Annotated in this window: 13 protein-coding genes and 1 pseudogene; 6 read left to right on the top strand and 8 right to left on the bottom strand. The window is 75.5% G+C overall.

Annotation, left to right across the window (positions count from 1 at the left end; genetic code table 11):
- A pseudogene (locus ACZ6EJ_RS20515) lies at positions 1 to 92 on the bottom strand (RidA family protein); the annotation flags it as partial.
- A gap of 219 nt (positions 93 to 311) precedes the next feature.
- Positions 312 to 935: a histidine phosphatase family protein gene (locus ACZ6EJ_RS20520; RefSeq protein WP_469268908.1), complete on the bottom strand. Its 624-nt coding sequence runs from the start codon at positions 933 to 935 to the stop codon at positions 312 to 314.
- Between the two features lie 157 nt (positions 936 to 1,092).
- Between ACZ6EJ_RS20520 and ACZ6EJ_RS20525 the strand changes: the two genes are divergently transcribed.
- Positions 1,093 to 1,311: a hypothetical protein gene (locus ACZ6EJ_RS20525; RefSeq protein WP_469268911.1), complete on the top strand. Its 219-nt coding sequence runs from the start codon at positions 1,093 to 1,095 to the stop codon at positions 1,309 to 1,311.
- Between the two features lie 209 nt (positions 1,312 to 1,520).
- Positions 1,521 to 1,745, top strand: coding sequence for a DUF2277 domain-containing protein (locus tag ACZ6EJ_RS20530; protein WP_469268913.1), 225 nt, complete (start codon positions 1,521 to 1,523; stop codon positions 1,743 to 1,745).
- Between the two features lie 19 nt (positions 1,746 to 1,764).
- On the opposite strand, the gene ACZ6EJ_RS20535 is transcribed toward ACZ6EJ_RS20530, so the two are convergent.
- Complete coding sequence (locus ACZ6EJ_RS20535) at positions 1,765 to 2,595, bottom strand: DedA family protein (protein ID WP_469268914.1); 831 nt, start codon at positions 2,593 to 2,595, stop codon at positions 1,765 to 1,767.
- A gap of 198 nt (positions 2,596 to 2,793) precedes the next feature.
- Between ACZ6EJ_RS20535 and ACZ6EJ_RS20540 the strand changes: the two genes are divergently transcribed.
- Positions 2,794 to 3,570 (top strand): superoxide dismutase family protein, encoded by a 777-nt coding sequence (locus ACZ6EJ_RS20540; RefSeq protein ID WP_469268916.1) that lies wholly within the window; start codon positions 2,794 to 2,796, stop codon positions 3,568 to 3,570.
- A gap of 253 nt (positions 3,571 to 3,823) precedes the next feature.
- Here the strand turns inward: ACZ6EJ_RS20540 and ACZ6EJ_RS20545 are convergent, their stop codons facing one another.
- Together ACZ6EJ_RS20545 and ACZ6EJ_RS20550 are read right to left on the bottom strand one after the other, a co-directional pair.
- Entirely contained in the window at positions 3,824 to 4,273 is a 450-nt protein-coding gene (locus ACZ6EJ_RS20545) for a DoxX family protein (protein ID WP_469268918.1), read from the bottom strand.
- Positions 4,274 to 5,436: 1,163 nt separating this feature from the next.
- On the bottom strand, positions 5,437 to 6,081 hold the full coding sequence (locus ACZ6EJ_RS20550; protein WP_469268920.1) for an HNH endonuclease family protein: 645 nt from the start codon (positions 6,079 to 6,081) through the stop codon (positions 5,437 to 5,439).
- 470 nt (positions 6,082 to 6,551) lie between these two features.
- Between ACZ6EJ_RS20550 and ACZ6EJ_RS20555 the strand changes: the two genes are divergently transcribed.
- Complete coding sequence (locus tag ACZ6EJ_RS20555; RefSeq protein ID WP_469268922.1) at positions 6,552 to 7,286, top strand: ABC transporter permease; 735 nt, start codon at positions 6,552 to 6,554, stop codon at positions 7,284 to 7,286.
- Positions 7,287 to 7,450: 164 nt separating this feature from the next.
- Here ACZ6EJ_RS20555 and ACZ6EJ_RS20560 read toward each other — a convergent pair whose 3' ends face one another.
- On the bottom strand, positions 7,451 to 8,113 hold the full coding sequence (locus ACZ6EJ_RS20560; RefSeq protein ID WP_469268923.1) for an HAD-IA family hydrolase: 663 nt from the start codon (positions 8,111 to 8,113) through the stop codon (positions 7,451 to 7,453).
- Positions 8,114 to 8,293: 180 nt separating this feature from the next.
- A complete protein-coding gene (locus ACZ6EJ_RS20565; protein WP_469268925.1) occupies positions 8,294 to 9,619 on the bottom strand; it encodes a peptidoglycan-binding domain-containing protein in 1,326 nt (441 codons plus the stop codon).
- Between the two features lie 142 nt (positions 9,620 to 9,761).
- On the opposite strand from ACZ6EJ_RS20565, the gene ACZ6EJ_RS20570 reads away from it, so the two are divergent.
- Positions 9,762 to 11,861: an MDR family MFS transporter gene (locus ACZ6EJ_RS20570; protein ID WP_469268926.1), complete on the top strand. Its 2,100-nt coding sequence runs from the start codon at positions 9,762 to 9,764 to the stop codon at positions 11,859 to 11,861.
- 14 nt (positions 11,862 to 11,875) lie between these two features.
- Here ACZ6EJ_RS20570 and ACZ6EJ_RS20575 read toward each other — a convergent pair whose 3' ends face one another.
- The gene (locus tag ACZ6EJ_RS20575; protein ID WP_469268928.1) at positions 11,876 to 12,364 is read right to left on the bottom strand and encodes a GNAT family N-acetyltransferase; all 489 of its coding nucleotides are present in this window, start codon (positions 12,362 to 12,364) and stop codon (positions 11,876 to 11,878) included.
- 166 nt (positions 12,365 to 12,530) lie between these two features.
- Between ACZ6EJ_RS20575 and ACZ6EJ_RS20580 the strand changes: the two genes are divergently transcribed.
- Positions 12,531 to 14,669: a bifunctional glycosyltransferase 87/phosphatase PAP2 family protein gene (locus ACZ6EJ_RS20580; protein WP_469268931.1), complete on the top strand. Its 2,139-nt coding sequence runs from the start codon at positions 12,531 to 12,533 to the stop codon at positions 14,667 to 14,669.
- Positions 14,670 to 14,735: the final 66 nt, after the last annotated feature.

Here is a 14,735-nt window from a genome sequence, read left to right on the forward strand (position 1 = left end):
ACGGAGATCAGCTTCGTCCCGGAGGCGATCGACACCTGGTGGTAGACGTCGATCTCGGGCAGGTCCGCGGGGTTCACCAGGGTGATGGCCATGCTGCGCTTCTCCTCGTTCGAGAGCCCGGGGGATCGAGGGCTCACGTGTACCGGACCGGGCTTCTCCCGGTCTCTTGTGGTTACTCAGGAACCATAAGAGAGCGCTTCTCGGCAGGGAAGAACGCACTTATAAGTGCCTCGGGAACCGCGAGGTGACCATGGCTGACCGGCTGGTCGCCGCCTCGGACGTCAGGGCCCGGACCGGTTCGGGCCGCCGTCTCAGACGTGGAGGTCGGGCGGGAGGCCCGTCCAGCGGAGGTCGACCGGGAGGTGGCCGGTGTCGTTGAACAGGAGGACGGACGCGGGGCGGCCGGGGGCGTAGCGGATGACGGTCAGGGCCGCGTTGGCGTGGTTGAGGCCCAGCCAGCGCCACTTCGGGGCGTCGAGCGCGTCCCGGACGAGCCAGCCGACGAGGAAGTTGTGGGTGACGACGAGTTCATGGCGGGGCCGGTCGCCCTCGACGGGACCCGTGAACCGTGCGAGGGCCTGCTGCGCCAACTCCGCTCCCCGCTCGCGCTCTTCGGCCGGGAACGCGGCAAGCCGGCCGAGGAGGGCGTCGGCCGACTCCTCCGGCAGCTCCGCGCGCCCCGGCAGGTGGGGGATGTAGTCGCCCGCCGGCTCGGAACGCCGCAGAGGTACGCCGGCGAGCTGTTCGCCGACCAACCGTGCCGTCTGCTCCGCGCGGGGGAGCGGGCCGTGGTGGATCGCGGTCAACGGCGCGCCGCGCAGTCGCTCGCCCAGCAGGGCGGCCTGGCGGCGGCCCTTCTCCGTCAGGGTGCTCTCGTCCGGTGAGGCTTCGCCGTGCCGGGTGAGGTACAGGTAGCGGGCGGCGGTTGCCGTCATGGCCGCGTCCTCCGTCGATTCTCATGATCGTATGAACAACTGGACGGACGTCGGCCTGCGTCCGACGGTTCCGCCGCGGGTCCGGCCCGTGGGAGGGACGGCGCGCGGTTCCGCGGTCCGGGATGCGGCGGATCAGCGCTCGGGGCACGGTGGAGGCATGGCCGAGCATCCACCGGTGATCGTCCACCCGCCGTCCGCCACCGGAGGGCGGCGGGTCACCGTGCACGGGCGGATCGTGGGCCTGGCGCACGGCCGCGGCGAGGTGGCCGCCCTGCTGCGGGCCGCCGGGCTGGGGCCGGGTCCGGACGAGGCCGTCGAGCTGGACCGGCCCGAGCTGATCGAGTGGCGCGGCGGCGACCTCGACACCTGGGGCTGACCCCGTACGGCGCGGTGGAGCGGCCCGCACGCGTACGTCGGTCCGGCCGCGGGGCGGTGGCCGCCGTACGGGGGTCGGCGCGGACCCCCGTGCGCCGAAGCTCCGCGCGGCCCTTCGGTGCGCGTACGGGCTGTGGGCGCGGGCTGTGGGGACGGCGGCGGCTGCCCGGAGAAGTGTCCGTTGTCAGTGGGGCGGTCCACACTGGAAACATGTGCCGCAGCATCAAGACGCTCCGCCCGCCCGCCCTCCCCGACGAGGCCACCGAGGAGGACATGCGGGCCGCCGCCCTTCAGTACGTACGCAAGGTCTCCGGCTTCCGCGCGCCCGCCGCGCACAACCGGGAGGTCTTCGACCGGGCCGTCGACGAGATCACCGCAGCCACGATGGAGCTGCTGGACGGCCTGGAGATACGGGGTGCGACGGCCCGGAGCTGAGGCCGGGTACGCGAAGCGCTCAGGGGCCGACCGGCGCCGGGGCGGCGAGGGCGCCCGGCCCGCCGGCCGGGGCGGTGCTCGGCGTGGGCGAGGGGATGGAGGCGTACGGCAGCGCGTTCACGGCCGTGGGCGTCGCCGCCTTCGCGGACGCCGCCCGTGCGGAGGACGAGCCTGCCGCCCCGGCCGACTCTTCCGCGGCGGGGCCGTCCGTCGCTGCATCCGAGACGGCCGCCCTCGTCCCGGCGGGGCGCTTCACCAGGAACGCGGCCAGCGAGCCCGCCACGAACAGGGCCAGCACCGACACGGCCGTGCCGAACCAGGTCGAGCCCAGCCAGCGACCGCCGAAGTAGCCGAGCCCCACGCTGTAGCCCGCCCAGGCCAACCCCGCCAGCGCGGACCACGGCAGGAACTCGCGCACCCGGCGGCGGGCCGCGCCCGCGCCGAGGGAGACCACGGACCGGCCCGCCGGAGCGAAGCGGGCGACGACGACGAGCGCGCCGCCGCCCCGGCTCAGCGCCAGGCCGAGACGTTCCTGCGCCGTGGTGAGCCGGCGCGAGCGGGCGATGGCCCGATCCAGCCGGTCGCCCCCGCGCCAGGCGAGCCGGTAGGCGACGAGGTCGCCGAGCACCGAGGCGGTGGCCGCGCAGAGGATCAGCACGACCAGTGACGGCCCGGTGGGGACCGGCCCGGCGCCGCCGACGGTGGTGGAGCCCGCGGCCGCCGCCGTGGCCGCCGTGATCACGAGAACCCCGCTGGGCAGCAGGGGCAGGAAGACGTCCAGGAGCACCGAGAGGCCGACCACCACGTAGATCCATGGGCTGCTGGTCAGCGCGCCCACACTCTCCAGCACCGTCGACTACTCCCCGGTCGTGTCAACGCCGCGACGTCGCAGGGGAGCGGCAGGGGCGGCAGGTACGGCTGTACAGCGTACGCGTACGGCGGCACCCGTCTTCTCCCGGGGCGGGTGATGTTGTACGGGTTGCGTACACCTGGAAGCCGGGTGCGCGTTAGACGGAGGGAGACGACCGGCACGAGTCAGGAGCAGCGCATGACGGCATGGACGGCACGGACGGCGAACGGGCCCTCGCACCCGCATTCGGGGCGGCGGCGGACGGCGGTGCGCGGGGGGAGCGCGGTGCTGCCGGGGGCGGTGGTGGGCGCGGCCCTCCTGCTGGCGGTGGCCGGCGGGGCCGGGGTCGGGGCCGCCCGCGGCACGGACGGCGGCGCGGCCGGCGGGCACGGCGCCCACGTCTCGGGCCCGGAGCCCTCGGGGCAGGGCCCCCAAGCGGGCGAGGGCCATCCGGGTGGGGGCGGGACCGGTGAGGGCTGGGCCGGTGGAAGCGCCGCTCCGGGCGCGCGCTGGTGGGTGCGGGCCGCCGGAGTGTTCTCCCCGCCCGGCTCCTTCCTCCCGTCCGACGCCCTGACGTACGACACCGCGTTGGTGCCGGCCGGTGCGCGGATCGAGGTCACGCAGTACGGGGGCCGGTCCGGCGTCCGGGTCGCCGCCCGGCTGCGGGGGCTCCTGCCGGACCGCGCGTACGGGATGCACGTGCACACCGGCTCCTGCTCCGCCGACCCCGCCGCGGCCGGACCGCACTACCAGCACCGGGCGGCGGCGACGGCGGTCGAGGCCAACGAGGTGTGGCTCGACTTCCGGACCGACGCGTACGGCGACGGGCACGCGACGGCCCGGCGCGACTGGGCGTTCCGGGCGGGCGGAGCGCGCTCCGTGGTCGTGCACGACCGGCAGGGCGGTGCGGGGGAACGGTCGGCCTGCTTCACCGTGCCGTTCGCTCCGACGAACGGCACGCAAGGGCGGGGCTGAGAGCCCGGCGGTACGGGAGGGGCGGGGGCTGCCCTCGGGTGGGACCGGGGTCGGGGCTCGGGACCGGGGTCGGGACCGGGGCTCGGGACCGGGGCTCGGGACCGGGGTCGGGGCTCGGCGAGAGCGCCCGGCCCCCGCCCCCGCGCCCCCGCCCCCGCGCTCGGGCCCCCGCGCGCCGGGTCGGCTTCGGCGTGCGGGGGATGAGGAGAGGGGGGGCAGGCGTGCGCCCGGTGTGCGCGGCGTACCGAGGGGGTCAGGCCGCGACGGACGGGGCCTCCTCGCGCCGGGACGCGCTCCCGCCGCGGGCGCTCGTGCTCCGCTCCCCGAAGAACCGGTCCAGGGCGATGGCGCCCGGCCCGGTGAAGACGAGCAGGAGGAACGCCCAGCAGAACAGCACCGCGAGCTCGCCGCTGTTCTGGAGCGGCAGAAGCGCCTCGGGCTGGTGCACGTCGAAGTACGCGTAGGCCATCGAGCCCGAGGCGAGGAACGCCGCGGCGCGGGTCCCGAGCCCGAGGGCGACCAGGGTGCCGCAGACGAACTGGATCAACGCGGCGTACCAGCCGGGCCACGTGCCGGCCTGCACCTGGTCGCCACTGAGGACTCCGAAGAGCGAGGCGGCTCCGTGGCAGGCGAACAGCAGGCCGATGACGAAGCGGAAGAGGCTGAGCACGTAGGGCTGAGCGTGGATGAGACGGATGAGCATGGGGGGCGGGCTCCTTCGGCGAGGTGGGGCGGGAACCGACTGGGCGCATCAGGTTAGGGACGCCTCATTAGTACTTGCAAGTTCAACATTCCGTCGAGTGGCTGGAAATCGTCTCGTTCTGGGGGAGGAGAGGGCCTGCGCGGGCTGCTCTTAGCTGGGCTCCTCCCCTCCCCGTGGTGGCCTGTACCAATGGCAGCGCAGAGTTCCGGCCATGCGGTGGGGCGTCGTCCGCCGGTTGCCGCAGCTGCGGGCGCCCCCCGCACCGGGCCTCGGCGCCGTTTCCGTGACGCCTTGGCGCCCCCGTCGCGGCGCGGACTCCGCCCCCGCCCGGCTCCAGGGGTGCGGCGGGCCGCGCGGTCCGGCCGGGGGTTCTCCGCGGGTGCGGGGCAGGTCAACGGGAAGGCGGGGCCCGCGGGCGGCCCCGTCGAGGCGGGCCGCACCCCCGGCGAGCGGCCTCGCGCGGCGGGGAAGTACGGCGGCCTCACGGCCGGCTCGCGGCCGGGGGGCGTCCTCGGCGGTGGCCTGTCCGGGGGGCAGTGCCGTCACGGGGGCCGCCCCGGCGGCGAGCGGCCACCCCGGTGGCGCGGACAGCGTCCGAGCCGTGGGGGAGCGGCGTTGACGATAGCCGTAGTCGGCCGAAAACGCGCGGCTGCTTCCGGTGGTCGTGCCGGGACGCGCCCCGGCTTGGAGGCGTGGTCGGCCTGGAGGGGTGTCGGGGTGCTGTCGTTCGCACGCCGGAGGTGCGGACGCGGGGGTGCGGACGCCGGAGGTGCGGACGCCGGAGGCGCGGACGCGGGAGGTGCGGACGCGGGAGGTGCGCACACCGCACGTGTGGATGTCGGGCGTGCGCCGGGGTGCGCGCGGCGTCTGCGCCGGGGTCCGGCTCTCCCGCCCGTACGCCGGGAGGGCGCGCACGCGGGGTGGGTGCGGGGTCCGGGCGGCGTGCACGTCGGGTGTTCGTACGGCGGGTGCGCCGGGCGTTCATGCGGGTGTGCGGACGGGTGGGCGTTCGTGCGGCGTGTGCGGGAGGGCGGCCGGACGTTCGTGCGGAGCGTGCGCCGGGGTGCTGCCGTCCGCGCGCCGGGGCGTTCGCGGCGCGCGGACGGCTCGCCTTCGATCCGGGCGGTCGTACGGGGTGTCGCGGGGTGTGCGGGCGGCCTCGGTCAGCAGCCGTTCAGGGCCGACTGCAACGCGCTCTTCTCGGTCGAGTCCACGCTCAGGCCGTAGTAGTGCTTCACGTGGACCCAGGCGCGGACGTACGTGCACGTGTACGTGGTGCGCGACGGCATCCACTCGGCCGGGTCCTTGTCGCCCTTGGCCTGGTTGACGTGGTCGGTGACCGCGATGAGCTGCGGGCGCGTCAGGTCGTTGGCGAACGACTGCCGGCGGGAGGTGGTCCAGCCGCTGGCACCGGAGCGCCATGCCTCGGCGAGCGGGACCATGTGGTCGATGTCCACGTCGGACGCGGCGCTCCAGGTGGCGCCGTCGTACGGCGAGTACCAACTGCCGCTGACGGCGGCGCAGGAGGAGTCCTGCTGGACGTTCGTGCCGTCGCGCTTGAGGACGACCTCGCGGGTGTTGCAGGCCCCCGACTGGGTGATCCAGTGCGGGAACTTGTCGCGGCTGTAACCGGTGGACGAGCCCTCGGGGCTGACGGCCAGTTGGCCCAGGTAGGTGCGGGCCGTCGCCGCGCTGACCGGGGTGGGCATGGCGGCCTGTGCGGACGGGGCGGTGAACAGGGCGGACGTGGCGGCGAGCGCCGCGGTTGCGGCGGCGACGGAGAGGCGACGCGCGTAGACACCGGACATGCGAACTCCCTTGGTGGGGGGAAGGCTTGGGCGGGCGACGGGTGGAGCCCGGCCATCGTGGCGACGCCAGGTTGCTGTGGGGTGGGCGTCAGGTAACAGAGTGACGACATGTTCACGTCACATCAAGAGGTGCGCCGGGGGAGTGCCGGATCGTGCGGGCGCGTGGGAACGCCGCGATGCGCCCGTGGGGCGGGCGGCGGTCGCGCGCAGGGCGCTCGCGGGCGGGCGACCGCGCCCCGGACGTGCGGACGTGCTCCGAGGCGGGGCGAACCGCGCCCCGGAGGCGGGCGACCGCGTCCCCGAAGTCCCCGACCACGTCCCCGAAGTCCCCGACCACGTCCCCGAGGGGGCCGACCGCACTCCCGAGAGGGCCGACCCGCACTCCCGAAGTGGCCGACCGCGCTCCCGAAGTGCCCGACCCCGCTCCCGAGGTGGGCGGGCCGTCGGCGGTGCGGCTCTACCGTTGTCGGGTGCTGCTTCCGGTCTCCCCCGCGCTCGGGGTCGTCCTCGTCGCCCTGTTGCTCCTCGCCGCCGCCGTCGCGGCGTGGGCCTCGCTGGGCCGGTCGCGCGAGATACTGGTCGCGGGGGTGCGGGCGGCGGCCCAACTCGCCGCCGTCTCCCTGGTGATCGGCTGGGTGGTGCGCTCCCCGGCGCCCCTGTTCGGGTTCGTGGCGCTGATGTTCGCCGTCGCGGTGCGGACGGCCGGCCGCCGCGTCACCGGCAACCGCACCTGGCGGTGGGCGGCCCTGCCGATCGCGGCGGGCGTGCTGCCCGTGGTGGCGGCGCTGGTCCTGGTGGGGCTCGTGCCGGTCCGGGGCCTGGTGCTCGTTCCGGTGACGGGCATCCTCATCGGCGGGGCGTTGACCGCGACCGTGCTCGGGGGCAGGCGCGCACTGGACGAACTCGCCACGCGCCGGGGGGAGGTGGAGGCGGGCCTGGCCCTCGGTCTGCTCGACCGCGACGCCCGGCTGGAGATCGTCCGGCCCGCGGCGTCGGACGCGTTGCTGCCGGGGCTCGACCAGACCCGGACGGTCGGGCTCGTCACGTTGCCGGGCGCGTTCGTGGGCATGTTGCTCGGCGGCGCGTCACCCGTGGAGGCGGGCGCCGTGCAACTGTTCGTCCTGGTGGCCCTGATGGCGGTGCAGGTGGTGGCCGTCGCGGTCGTGCTGGAGCTGGTCGCGCGCGGGCGACTGCACCGCGAGTGAGGCCGCGGGGTTCCGTGGACGGCCGCGCCGGGGGCGGGGTTTCGCGGGTTGCCGCGGTACGCGCATCCGGGGGGCGGGTGCGCCATGAGCGCGCCCCCGGAGGCTGCTGCGTGCGCGGCGTCTCCGGGGGCGCTGGTGAGGCTTCCCTCGTACGGCGGTGAGCCTCAGACCGCGTTGAGGTGCAGGTGGATCGTGCCGTCTGCGGACGCCTCCACGCGCACCCGCGTCAGGTCGTCGACGTGCGCGTCCGGCGCGAGGGCCGCGGCGCGCGGGCCCACGCCCACCACTCGCATACCGGCCGCCCGGCCCGCCGCGATGCCCGCCTCGGAGTCCTCGAACACGATGCAGTCCGCCGCGTCGAAGCCCAGGTCCGCCGCGCCCTTGAGGAAGCCCTCGGGGTCGGGCTTGCTCGCGCCGACCTGCTCGGCGGTGACGCGGACGGCGGGCATCGGCAGGGCGGCCGCCCCCATGCGGGCGGCCGCGAGCGCGGTGTCCGCCGAGGTCACCAGGGCGTGCGGGAGACCGGCGATCGCGGCCATGAACGCGGGCGCCCCGCCGATCGGCACGACGCCGTCCACGTCGGCCGTCTCCTCGGCGAGCATCGCCCGGTTGTCCGCGTGGTTCTCCTCCATCGGGCGGTCCGGGAGCAGCAGCGCCATCGTGGCGTACCCCTGGCGGCCGTGCACCACCTTCAGCGCGGCCTCCGGGTCCAGTCCGTGCTGGAGCGCCCAGCGGCGCCAGCAGCGTTCCACCACCGCGTCGGAGTTCACGAGGGTGCCGTCCATGTCCAGCAGGAGGGCTCGGGCGGGGAGAACGGTGGCCGGCATCGGCTGCTCCAGGACGCGGGGGAGGGGTGGGGCGGCGGGCCGCGCCGTACTCGGGCGGGGAGGGGGCGCGCGGCGCGATACAGAGCAACCCCCGCCCGCCGGTCAGGGAGTACGGGCGGGAGCCACTTTGTTCCATCACCATACAAAGCGTGCGGGCGGAACGCCAATCCCCCGGGGGCGTCAGCGCCCGCTCGTCTCGGCCTCCAGGGCGCGCCGGGTGTTCGGCCCGTACGCCCCGGCCTCGTCGCCCTCGATCCCGTTGGAACTCTGGTAGGAGCGCACCTGGTTCTCCACGTAACTTCCGTAGAACCCGTCCAGTGGCCCCAGGAAGTAGAGCCCCACTTCCTTGAGCCGTTTCTGCAGTTCCGTGACCTCCGGGTCGCGGTCGCCGCGCCGCAGCGTGGGCGGGGCGGGTTCCGCGGGCGCGAGGGGCGGGGCGACGGTCGGCGCTCCGGGGCTCGGGCTGCCGGTGGTCTCGGCGGGCGGGGTGTTCGCGGCCGGTGACGCCGGGCCGGTGGCGGTCGCGGACGGCCCCCCGCTCCGCGACGGCGACGCGGACGCCGAAGCGGAGGGCGACGCGGACGGCGAGCCGGACGCGGTGGGGGAGGCGGCGGAAGGCGAGGCGGTACCGGTACGGGAGGGAGCCGTCGACGCGGTGCGGGACGGGGCGACGGAGCCCGCCGGTCCGCCGCCCGCGTCCGGGGCGCTCGCGGTCGCCTCCGGCAGCGCCTCGTCCCGCGTGTCCTCGCCGCCGAACAGTCCTCCGGCGAAGGCCGCCGTGCCGACCACCGCGACCACCGCCGCCCCCACGGCCAGGGCCGCGAGGGGGCGCCTGCGGCGCGGCTGCACGGGATCGGTCCCGTAGCCGGGCCCGGCGTCCGGCGCGGCGGTACGCCGACGGCTCCCGCCCGACGCGGCGGACACGGCGCCGAAGAGTCCCCCCGCAACGGCATCCGTGCCGGGCCCGGCACCCGCGCCCGCACTCCCGCCGGGCCCGACGCCCGCGCCGAGGCCCGCGCCCCCGCCACCTCCCGGCATCGCCCCGCCGCCGGCACCGCCCACGTACAGCGGCATGGTCGCCGCCACGTCTCCCGGAGAGCTTCCCGACGGTCCGGCGTACGCGCCCTGCGTCCCGCCGGCGCGCGCCGCCCCGCCATCCGACGGACCGGCGTACGCGCCCCCCGCCCCCGCCCCGCCGGTGCGCGGCGCTCCACCATCCCGCGCCCCGCCCCCCGGCGCCCCGCCATGCGTGGGCGCGTCCCCCGGTCCGCCGGGGGCGGGGGCGGTGTCGTTCGTCAGCGTGACGTACGGCCTGATGCGCAGCGGGTCGAAGTCCTCGGCCGCCGCGATCTCCGCCGTACGGGCGGCGGCGCGCTGCTCCTCGCGGGTGGGCGGCGCCGGGTGCGGGTCCGTGCCGCACCGGCAGGGCGCGCGGTGGTCCGTGCCGGCCGCGCCCGCCGCCCCGCTCGTCGCTCCGCCGCACTCCGGGCATGGGTGTCCGGTCATCGTGGGTCCCTCCCCTTGGACTGCCTGCGATTATGCAGCCCGCCCCCGCCCGGCCCAACGATCCGCCGGGGCTCGACGGGCCGTAACGGGGCAGAACGCCCAGGATGGGGGTGTAGCGGATCAGCGGACCGAGGAGACGCCCATGGCCCAGCAGGTGAGCCGGCCGCCCCTGGCACCCGGCGAGGGGCGGTCGAACCGGACGGTCCTGGTGGCGATCGGCGCACTGCTCCTCGGGATGCTGCTGGCCGCACTCGACCAGACCATCGTCTCCACCGCGCTGCCGACCATCGTCAGCGATCTCGGCGGCTTGGACCACCTGTCCTGGGTGGTCACCGCCTACATGCTGGCGGCCACCGCGGCGACTCCGCTCTGGGGGAAGCTGGGCGACCAGTACGGACGCAAGAAGCTCTTCCAGACCGCGATCGTCATCTTCCTGGTCGGCTCCGCCCTCTGCGGGCTCGCCCAGGACATGCCGCAGCTCATCGGCTTCCGCGCCCTGCAGGGGCTCGGCGGCGGCGGGCTCATGGTGCTGTCCATGGCGATCGTCGGGGACATCGTCCCGCCCCGCGAACGCGGCAAGTACCAGGGCCTGTTCGGGGCGGTCTTCGGCGTGACCAGCGTCCTGGGGCCGCTGTTGGGCGGGGTCTTCACCGAACACCTCAGTTGGCGCTGGGTGTTCTACATCAACCTGCCCGTCGGGGTCGTCGCGCTGCTCGTCATCGCCGCCGTGCTGCACATCCCGGTCCACCGGGAGAAGCACACCATCGACTACCTGGGCACCTTCCTCATCGCCTCCGTCGCCACCTGCCTGGTCCTCGTCGCCTCCCTCGGCGGCACGACCTGGGACTGGGGCTCCGCGCAGATCATCGGCCTCGCGGTGCTCGCCGCCGTCCTGCTGGCCGCCTTCGTCGCCGTCGAGCGACGGGCGGCGGAACCGGTGCTGCCGCTGTCGCTGTTCCGCGTCCGGACCTTCAGCCTCGTCGCCGTGATCAGCTTCGTCATCGGCTTCGCGATGTTCGGCGCGATGACCTACCTGCCCACCTTCCTCCAGGTGGTCCACGGCATCACGCCGACGATGTCCGGCGTGCACATGCTGCCCATGGTGCTCGGCATCCTGCTCACCTCGACCGGCTCCGGGCTGATCGTCAGCCGCACCGGCCGCTGGAAGGTCTTCCCCCTCGCGGGCACCGCCGTCACCACCGTCGGCCTGCTGCTGCTCCACCGCCTGGACGTGTCCAGCTCGACCGCGGAGATGAGCGCCTCCTTCTTCGTCTTCGGCGCCGGGCTCGGCCTCGTCATGCAGGTCCTCGTCATCGTCGTGCAGAACGCGGTCTCCTACCAGGACCTGGGCGTCGCCACCTCCGGGGCCACGTTCTTCCGCTCCATCGGGGCCTCGTTCGGCGTGGCCGTCTTCGGGACCGTCTTCACCAACCGGCTCACCGGCCGGCTCGACCGGGCGCTCGCGGACCGCCCGCTGCCGCCGGGCGTGGACGCCGACCGGCTCGCCGCCGACCCCCGCGCCATCGGGGAGCTGCCCGCCGAGCTGCGCCCGAGCGTCCTCGGCGCGTACTCCACCTCCATCACGGACGTCTTCCTGTACGCGGCACCGGTCGTCCTCCTCGCCTTCGTCCTCGCCTGGTTCCTGCGGGAGGACCGGCTGCGGGGCTCGGTGACCGCCCCCGACACCAGCCAGACCCTCGCCGCCAACCCGGTGCACCGCTCCTCCTACGAGGAGTGCGCCCGCGCCCTGTCGACGCTCGCGAGCCGCGAGGGCCGCCGCGAGATCTACGAGAAGATCACCGCGCGGGCGGGGTACGACCTGCTGCCCGCCGCCAGTTGGCTCCTGCTGCGGATCAGGCGGCACGGGGCCGTCGAACCGGCCCGGCTCGCCGAGGTGGCCCCCGTACCGCTGCGCGTGGTCACCGAGGCGGCCCGGCAGGTGGAGGAACGCGGACTGGCCCGCCGCGAGGGCGTGCACATGGTCCTCACCGAGAAGGGCGGCGAGGCGGTCGTCCGGCTCTCCCGGGCCCGTGAGGACTCCCTCGCCGAACTCCTCGGCGACTGGTGGGGGCCCGAGCGTCCCACCGACCTCGTCCATCTCGTCGCCGAGCTGAACGCGGAGACCAGCGGGTCGAGCCGGGAGCGCCCGCACGCCCCGGAGCCTCCCCGCGACCACGGGGCACACGGCCCACACGGCCCCCACGAGCCCCGCCACGGCCCCCGAGGCCGCCGGACCCGGTGAACGCGCGCCCGGCGTCACAGCTCCTTGGCGAACCAGCGCTCCGCGTACGGGGTGCGGCGGTGGAACGCCGGCACCTCCCGGTATCCGTGCTTCCCGTACAGCCCCCGTGCCTCGACCAGGTCGTGGCGGGTGTCCAGCCGCAGCACCCGTACGCCGAACCCGCGCGCGGCCTCCTCGACCGCGGCCAGCAGCAGCCCGCCGCCGCCCGTGCCCCGGAACGCCGGACGCACGTACACCCGCGTCAGCTCCGCCGTCCCCGGCTCGGCGGACTCCGTCAGCACCAGCCCGGCGCAGCTCGCGGGCGCGCCCCCGCGGCGGCCGACGAGGAACTGCCCGGTCGGCGGCGCGAGCAGCTCGGCGCCGTCGTCCGCGAGCCCGTCGGCGATCTCCGCCTCGGTGGCGGGCCGCCGCCAGTAGCGGCCGGCGACCTCGGCGTAGTAGTCCCGGCGCAGGGCCGTCGCGTCGGGGGAGTCGAAGCGCTCCTCGGTCACGGTCCATGTCATGGCGGGCATTCTCGCCCAGGCCCCCGGCGGGGTCGCACGCGCGTCCGAAGCGATCCTCCGCACAAAGGCCGCGATGACAGTCAGGCAAAGAGGGGGTTGATTGTGTCTACCTCGTAGGGCAATGCGAGGCTTCATCCGGCGCGGCCCCCGACGTGGGGGCGGACGCATGGAACGGCGGGAGGGTCGGCGCAGCGTGGCGAATGCGGATCACAGTGTGCGCGGTGACGCGGCGGTGGACGGGGAGACGAGGACCGTGCTGGTCCGCGCCCTCCTCTGGCTGGTCGTGGCCGCGCTGGCGGCACGGCAGGCGGCGGCGGTGCTGCGGCAGCCGCCGGGGGAGCGGCTCACCGACCTGGAGACCTGGATCGGTGAGAACGGCGTGCTGCACGGGGCGGGCTCGCTGTACGACGGCGGCCGGTTCACCGGCACGCCCTTCGCCGGACTGGTGCTGAAGCCCCTCACCGCCTCGGCCCAGCAGGCCCTGGGCGTCGCGTGGACGTTCGGCTCCCTGCTGCTCGTCGTCGCCCTCGGCGTCGTCGCGGCCCGAGCCCTGCCCCAGCCGGTCGGCCGGCGCACGGCCCTGCTCGCGGCCCCCGTCGCGATCAGCCTGCTCATGCTGTCGCTGCCGGTCCGCAACGCCCTGCACCTGGGCCAGACCAGCATCCTGCCGGTCCTGCTGGTGCTCCTGGCCTGCTGCGCCGTACGGGGGGACCGGGCGGCGGGCGTGCTGGTGGGCCTCGCCGCCGCCCTCCAGCCGGTGCTGCTGCTCTTCGCCGCGCTGTTCTGGCTGACCGGCAGACGGTCGGCCTCGGTGAACGCCGGCGCGGCCTTCGCGCTCGCCACCGCCGCCGCCTGGGCCATGGCGCCGAAGGACTCGTGGACGTACTGGGCGCACCACGCGGCGGGCGCGGGGCTGGCCGAGCGGCCGGACGGCCTGGGCAACCAGTCCCTGCACGGGGCGCTGCTCCGGCTCGGGGTCGAGGGCCCGCTGGAGACCGTCCTGTTCCTGGTGCTCGCCGCCGCCGTCGCGGTCCTCGGCCTGCGGCGCGCGGCGCGCTACGCCCAGGACGGGCAACTGCTCCTCGCCGTGGCCGTGACCGGCTGCGTCGTGGTGGCCGTCTCCCCGACCGCCTGGCAGCACCAACTGCTGTGGGTGCTGCTCGCGGTCGTCGGGCGGGTCGGCAAGCGGGCCTCCGACCGGCTGGTCTGGCCGGCCGTCCTGGTCCTCGTCACCACCCTGCCGGGGACGATGCTGCTGCCGAACGTCGAGCCCCTGCTGCCCGTACGCGACAACGTGCTGCTCCTCGCGGCGCTCGGCGCGGCCTGCCTCGTCCCGTTCCTGCCGCGCACCTCGCCGTACTGGCAGCACCCCGTCCCCACCGAGTACGCGACCCCGGTGGCGGGCCGCTGGAGGCGGGCGCCCCTCCTGCCGTTCTGGCGGCGCGTGCTCACCCGCCCCAACCTGCTGCTGGAACTCCTGCTCATCCGGGTCGTCTACTCCGCCTACGCGCAGGTCCGCCTCGCCGCCACCGCGGGCCGCCCGCTCGCCGAGGAGCACGGCCGGCAGATCCACGCGATCGAGCAGTGGCTCCACATCGACATCGAGCACTGGGTCAACCACACGGTCGTCCGGATCACCTGGCTGCGCGACTTCTTCGACTACTACTACCTGACGTTCCACTTCATCGTCCCGCTGACGATCCTCGGCGTCCTGTACGCCCGGCGTCCCGCCGACTACCGCTGGGTCCGCTCCTCCATCGGCTTCGCCACCCTGCTGGCGCTCGTCGGCTTCTGGCTCTACCCGCTGGCCCCGCCGCGCCTGATGCCGGGCCTCGGGTTCATCGACACCGTCCACGGGGTGCAGGACTTCGCCAAGCCCGACTACGGGACGCTGACCACGGTCACCAACCAGTACGCGGCGATGCCGTCGCTCCACTTCGGCTGGTCGCTGTGGTGCGGGGTGGTGATCGTGATGCTGGCCCCGAGGATGTGGATGAAGGCCCTCGGGCTGCTGCACCCGCTCTTCACCATCGCCGCGATCGTGGCCACCGCCAACCACTGGGTGCTCGACGCGGTCGGCGGTGCGCTGGTGGTCTCGCTGGGCTTCGGGCTCACCTACGCCCTGTCGGGGCCGAGGGCGCTGACGACCGGGCGCACGTCGGCGCGGGAGCCCGCGGCGCTCCCCGAGCCCGTGCCGGAGCCGACCCCGGCGTCCGTACCCGCCGCCCCCGCGCCCGAGCCCGTCCCCGCCCCCGCGCCCGAGCCCGAGCCCGAGGTGGCCGGGACGGCGGGCGGCAAGCCGTAGGGACGCGGGTACGCCGAAGGGGCGCGGGGACGATGTCGTCGCCCCGCGCCCCTTCGGCGTGGATCG

This window comes from Streptomyces sp. NPDC041970, from assembly GCF_055588985.1.

Bases quoted from the DNA above. Each gene is read 5' to 3' on its own strand.
- ACZ6EJ_RS20520 (WP_469268908.1), bottom strand. From the start codon at position 935: ATGACGGCAACCGCCGCCCGCTACCTGTACCTCACCCGGCACGGCGAA.
- ACZ6EJ_RS20525 (WP_469268911.1), top strand. From the start codon at position 1,093: ATGGCCGAGCATCCACCGGTGATCGTCCACCCGCCGTCCGCCACCGGA.
- ACZ6EJ_RS20530 (WP_469268913.1), top strand. From the start codon at position 1,521: ATGTGCCGCAGCATCAAGACGCTCCGCCCGCCCGCCCTCCCCGACGAG.
- ACZ6EJ_RS20540 (WP_469268916.1), top strand. From the start codon at position 2,794: ATGACGGCATGGACGGCACGGACGGCGAACGGGCCCTCGCACCCGCAT.
- ACZ6EJ_RS20545 (WP_469268918.1), bottom strand. From the start codon at position 4,273: ATGCTCATCCGTCTCATCCACGCTCAGCCCTACGTGCTCAGCCTCTTC.
- ACZ6EJ_RS20550 (WP_469268920.1), bottom strand. From the start codon at position 6,081: ATGTCCGGTGTCTACGCGCGTCGCCTCTCCGTCGCCGCCGCAACCGCG.
- ACZ6EJ_RS20560 (WP_469268923.1), bottom strand. From the start codon at position 8,113: ATGCCGGCCACCGTTCTCCCCGCCCGAGCCCTCCTGCTGGACATGGAC.
- ACZ6EJ_RS20565 (WP_469268925.1), bottom strand. From the start codon at position 9,619: ATGACCGGACACCCATGCCCGGAGTGCGGCGGAGCGACGAGCGGGGCG.
- ACZ6EJ_RS20570 (WP_469268926.1), top strand. From the start codon at position 9,762: ATGGCCCAGCAGGTGAGCCGGCCGCCCCTGGCACCCGGCGAGGGGCGG.
- ACZ6EJ_RS20575 (WP_469268928.1), bottom strand. From the start codon at position 12,364: ATGACATGGACCGTGACCGAGGAGCGCTTCGACTCCCCCGACGCGACG.
- ACZ6EJ_RS20580 (WP_469268931.1), top strand. From the start codon at position 12,531: ATGGAACGGCGGGAGGGTCGGCGCAGCGTGGCGAATGCGGATCACAGT.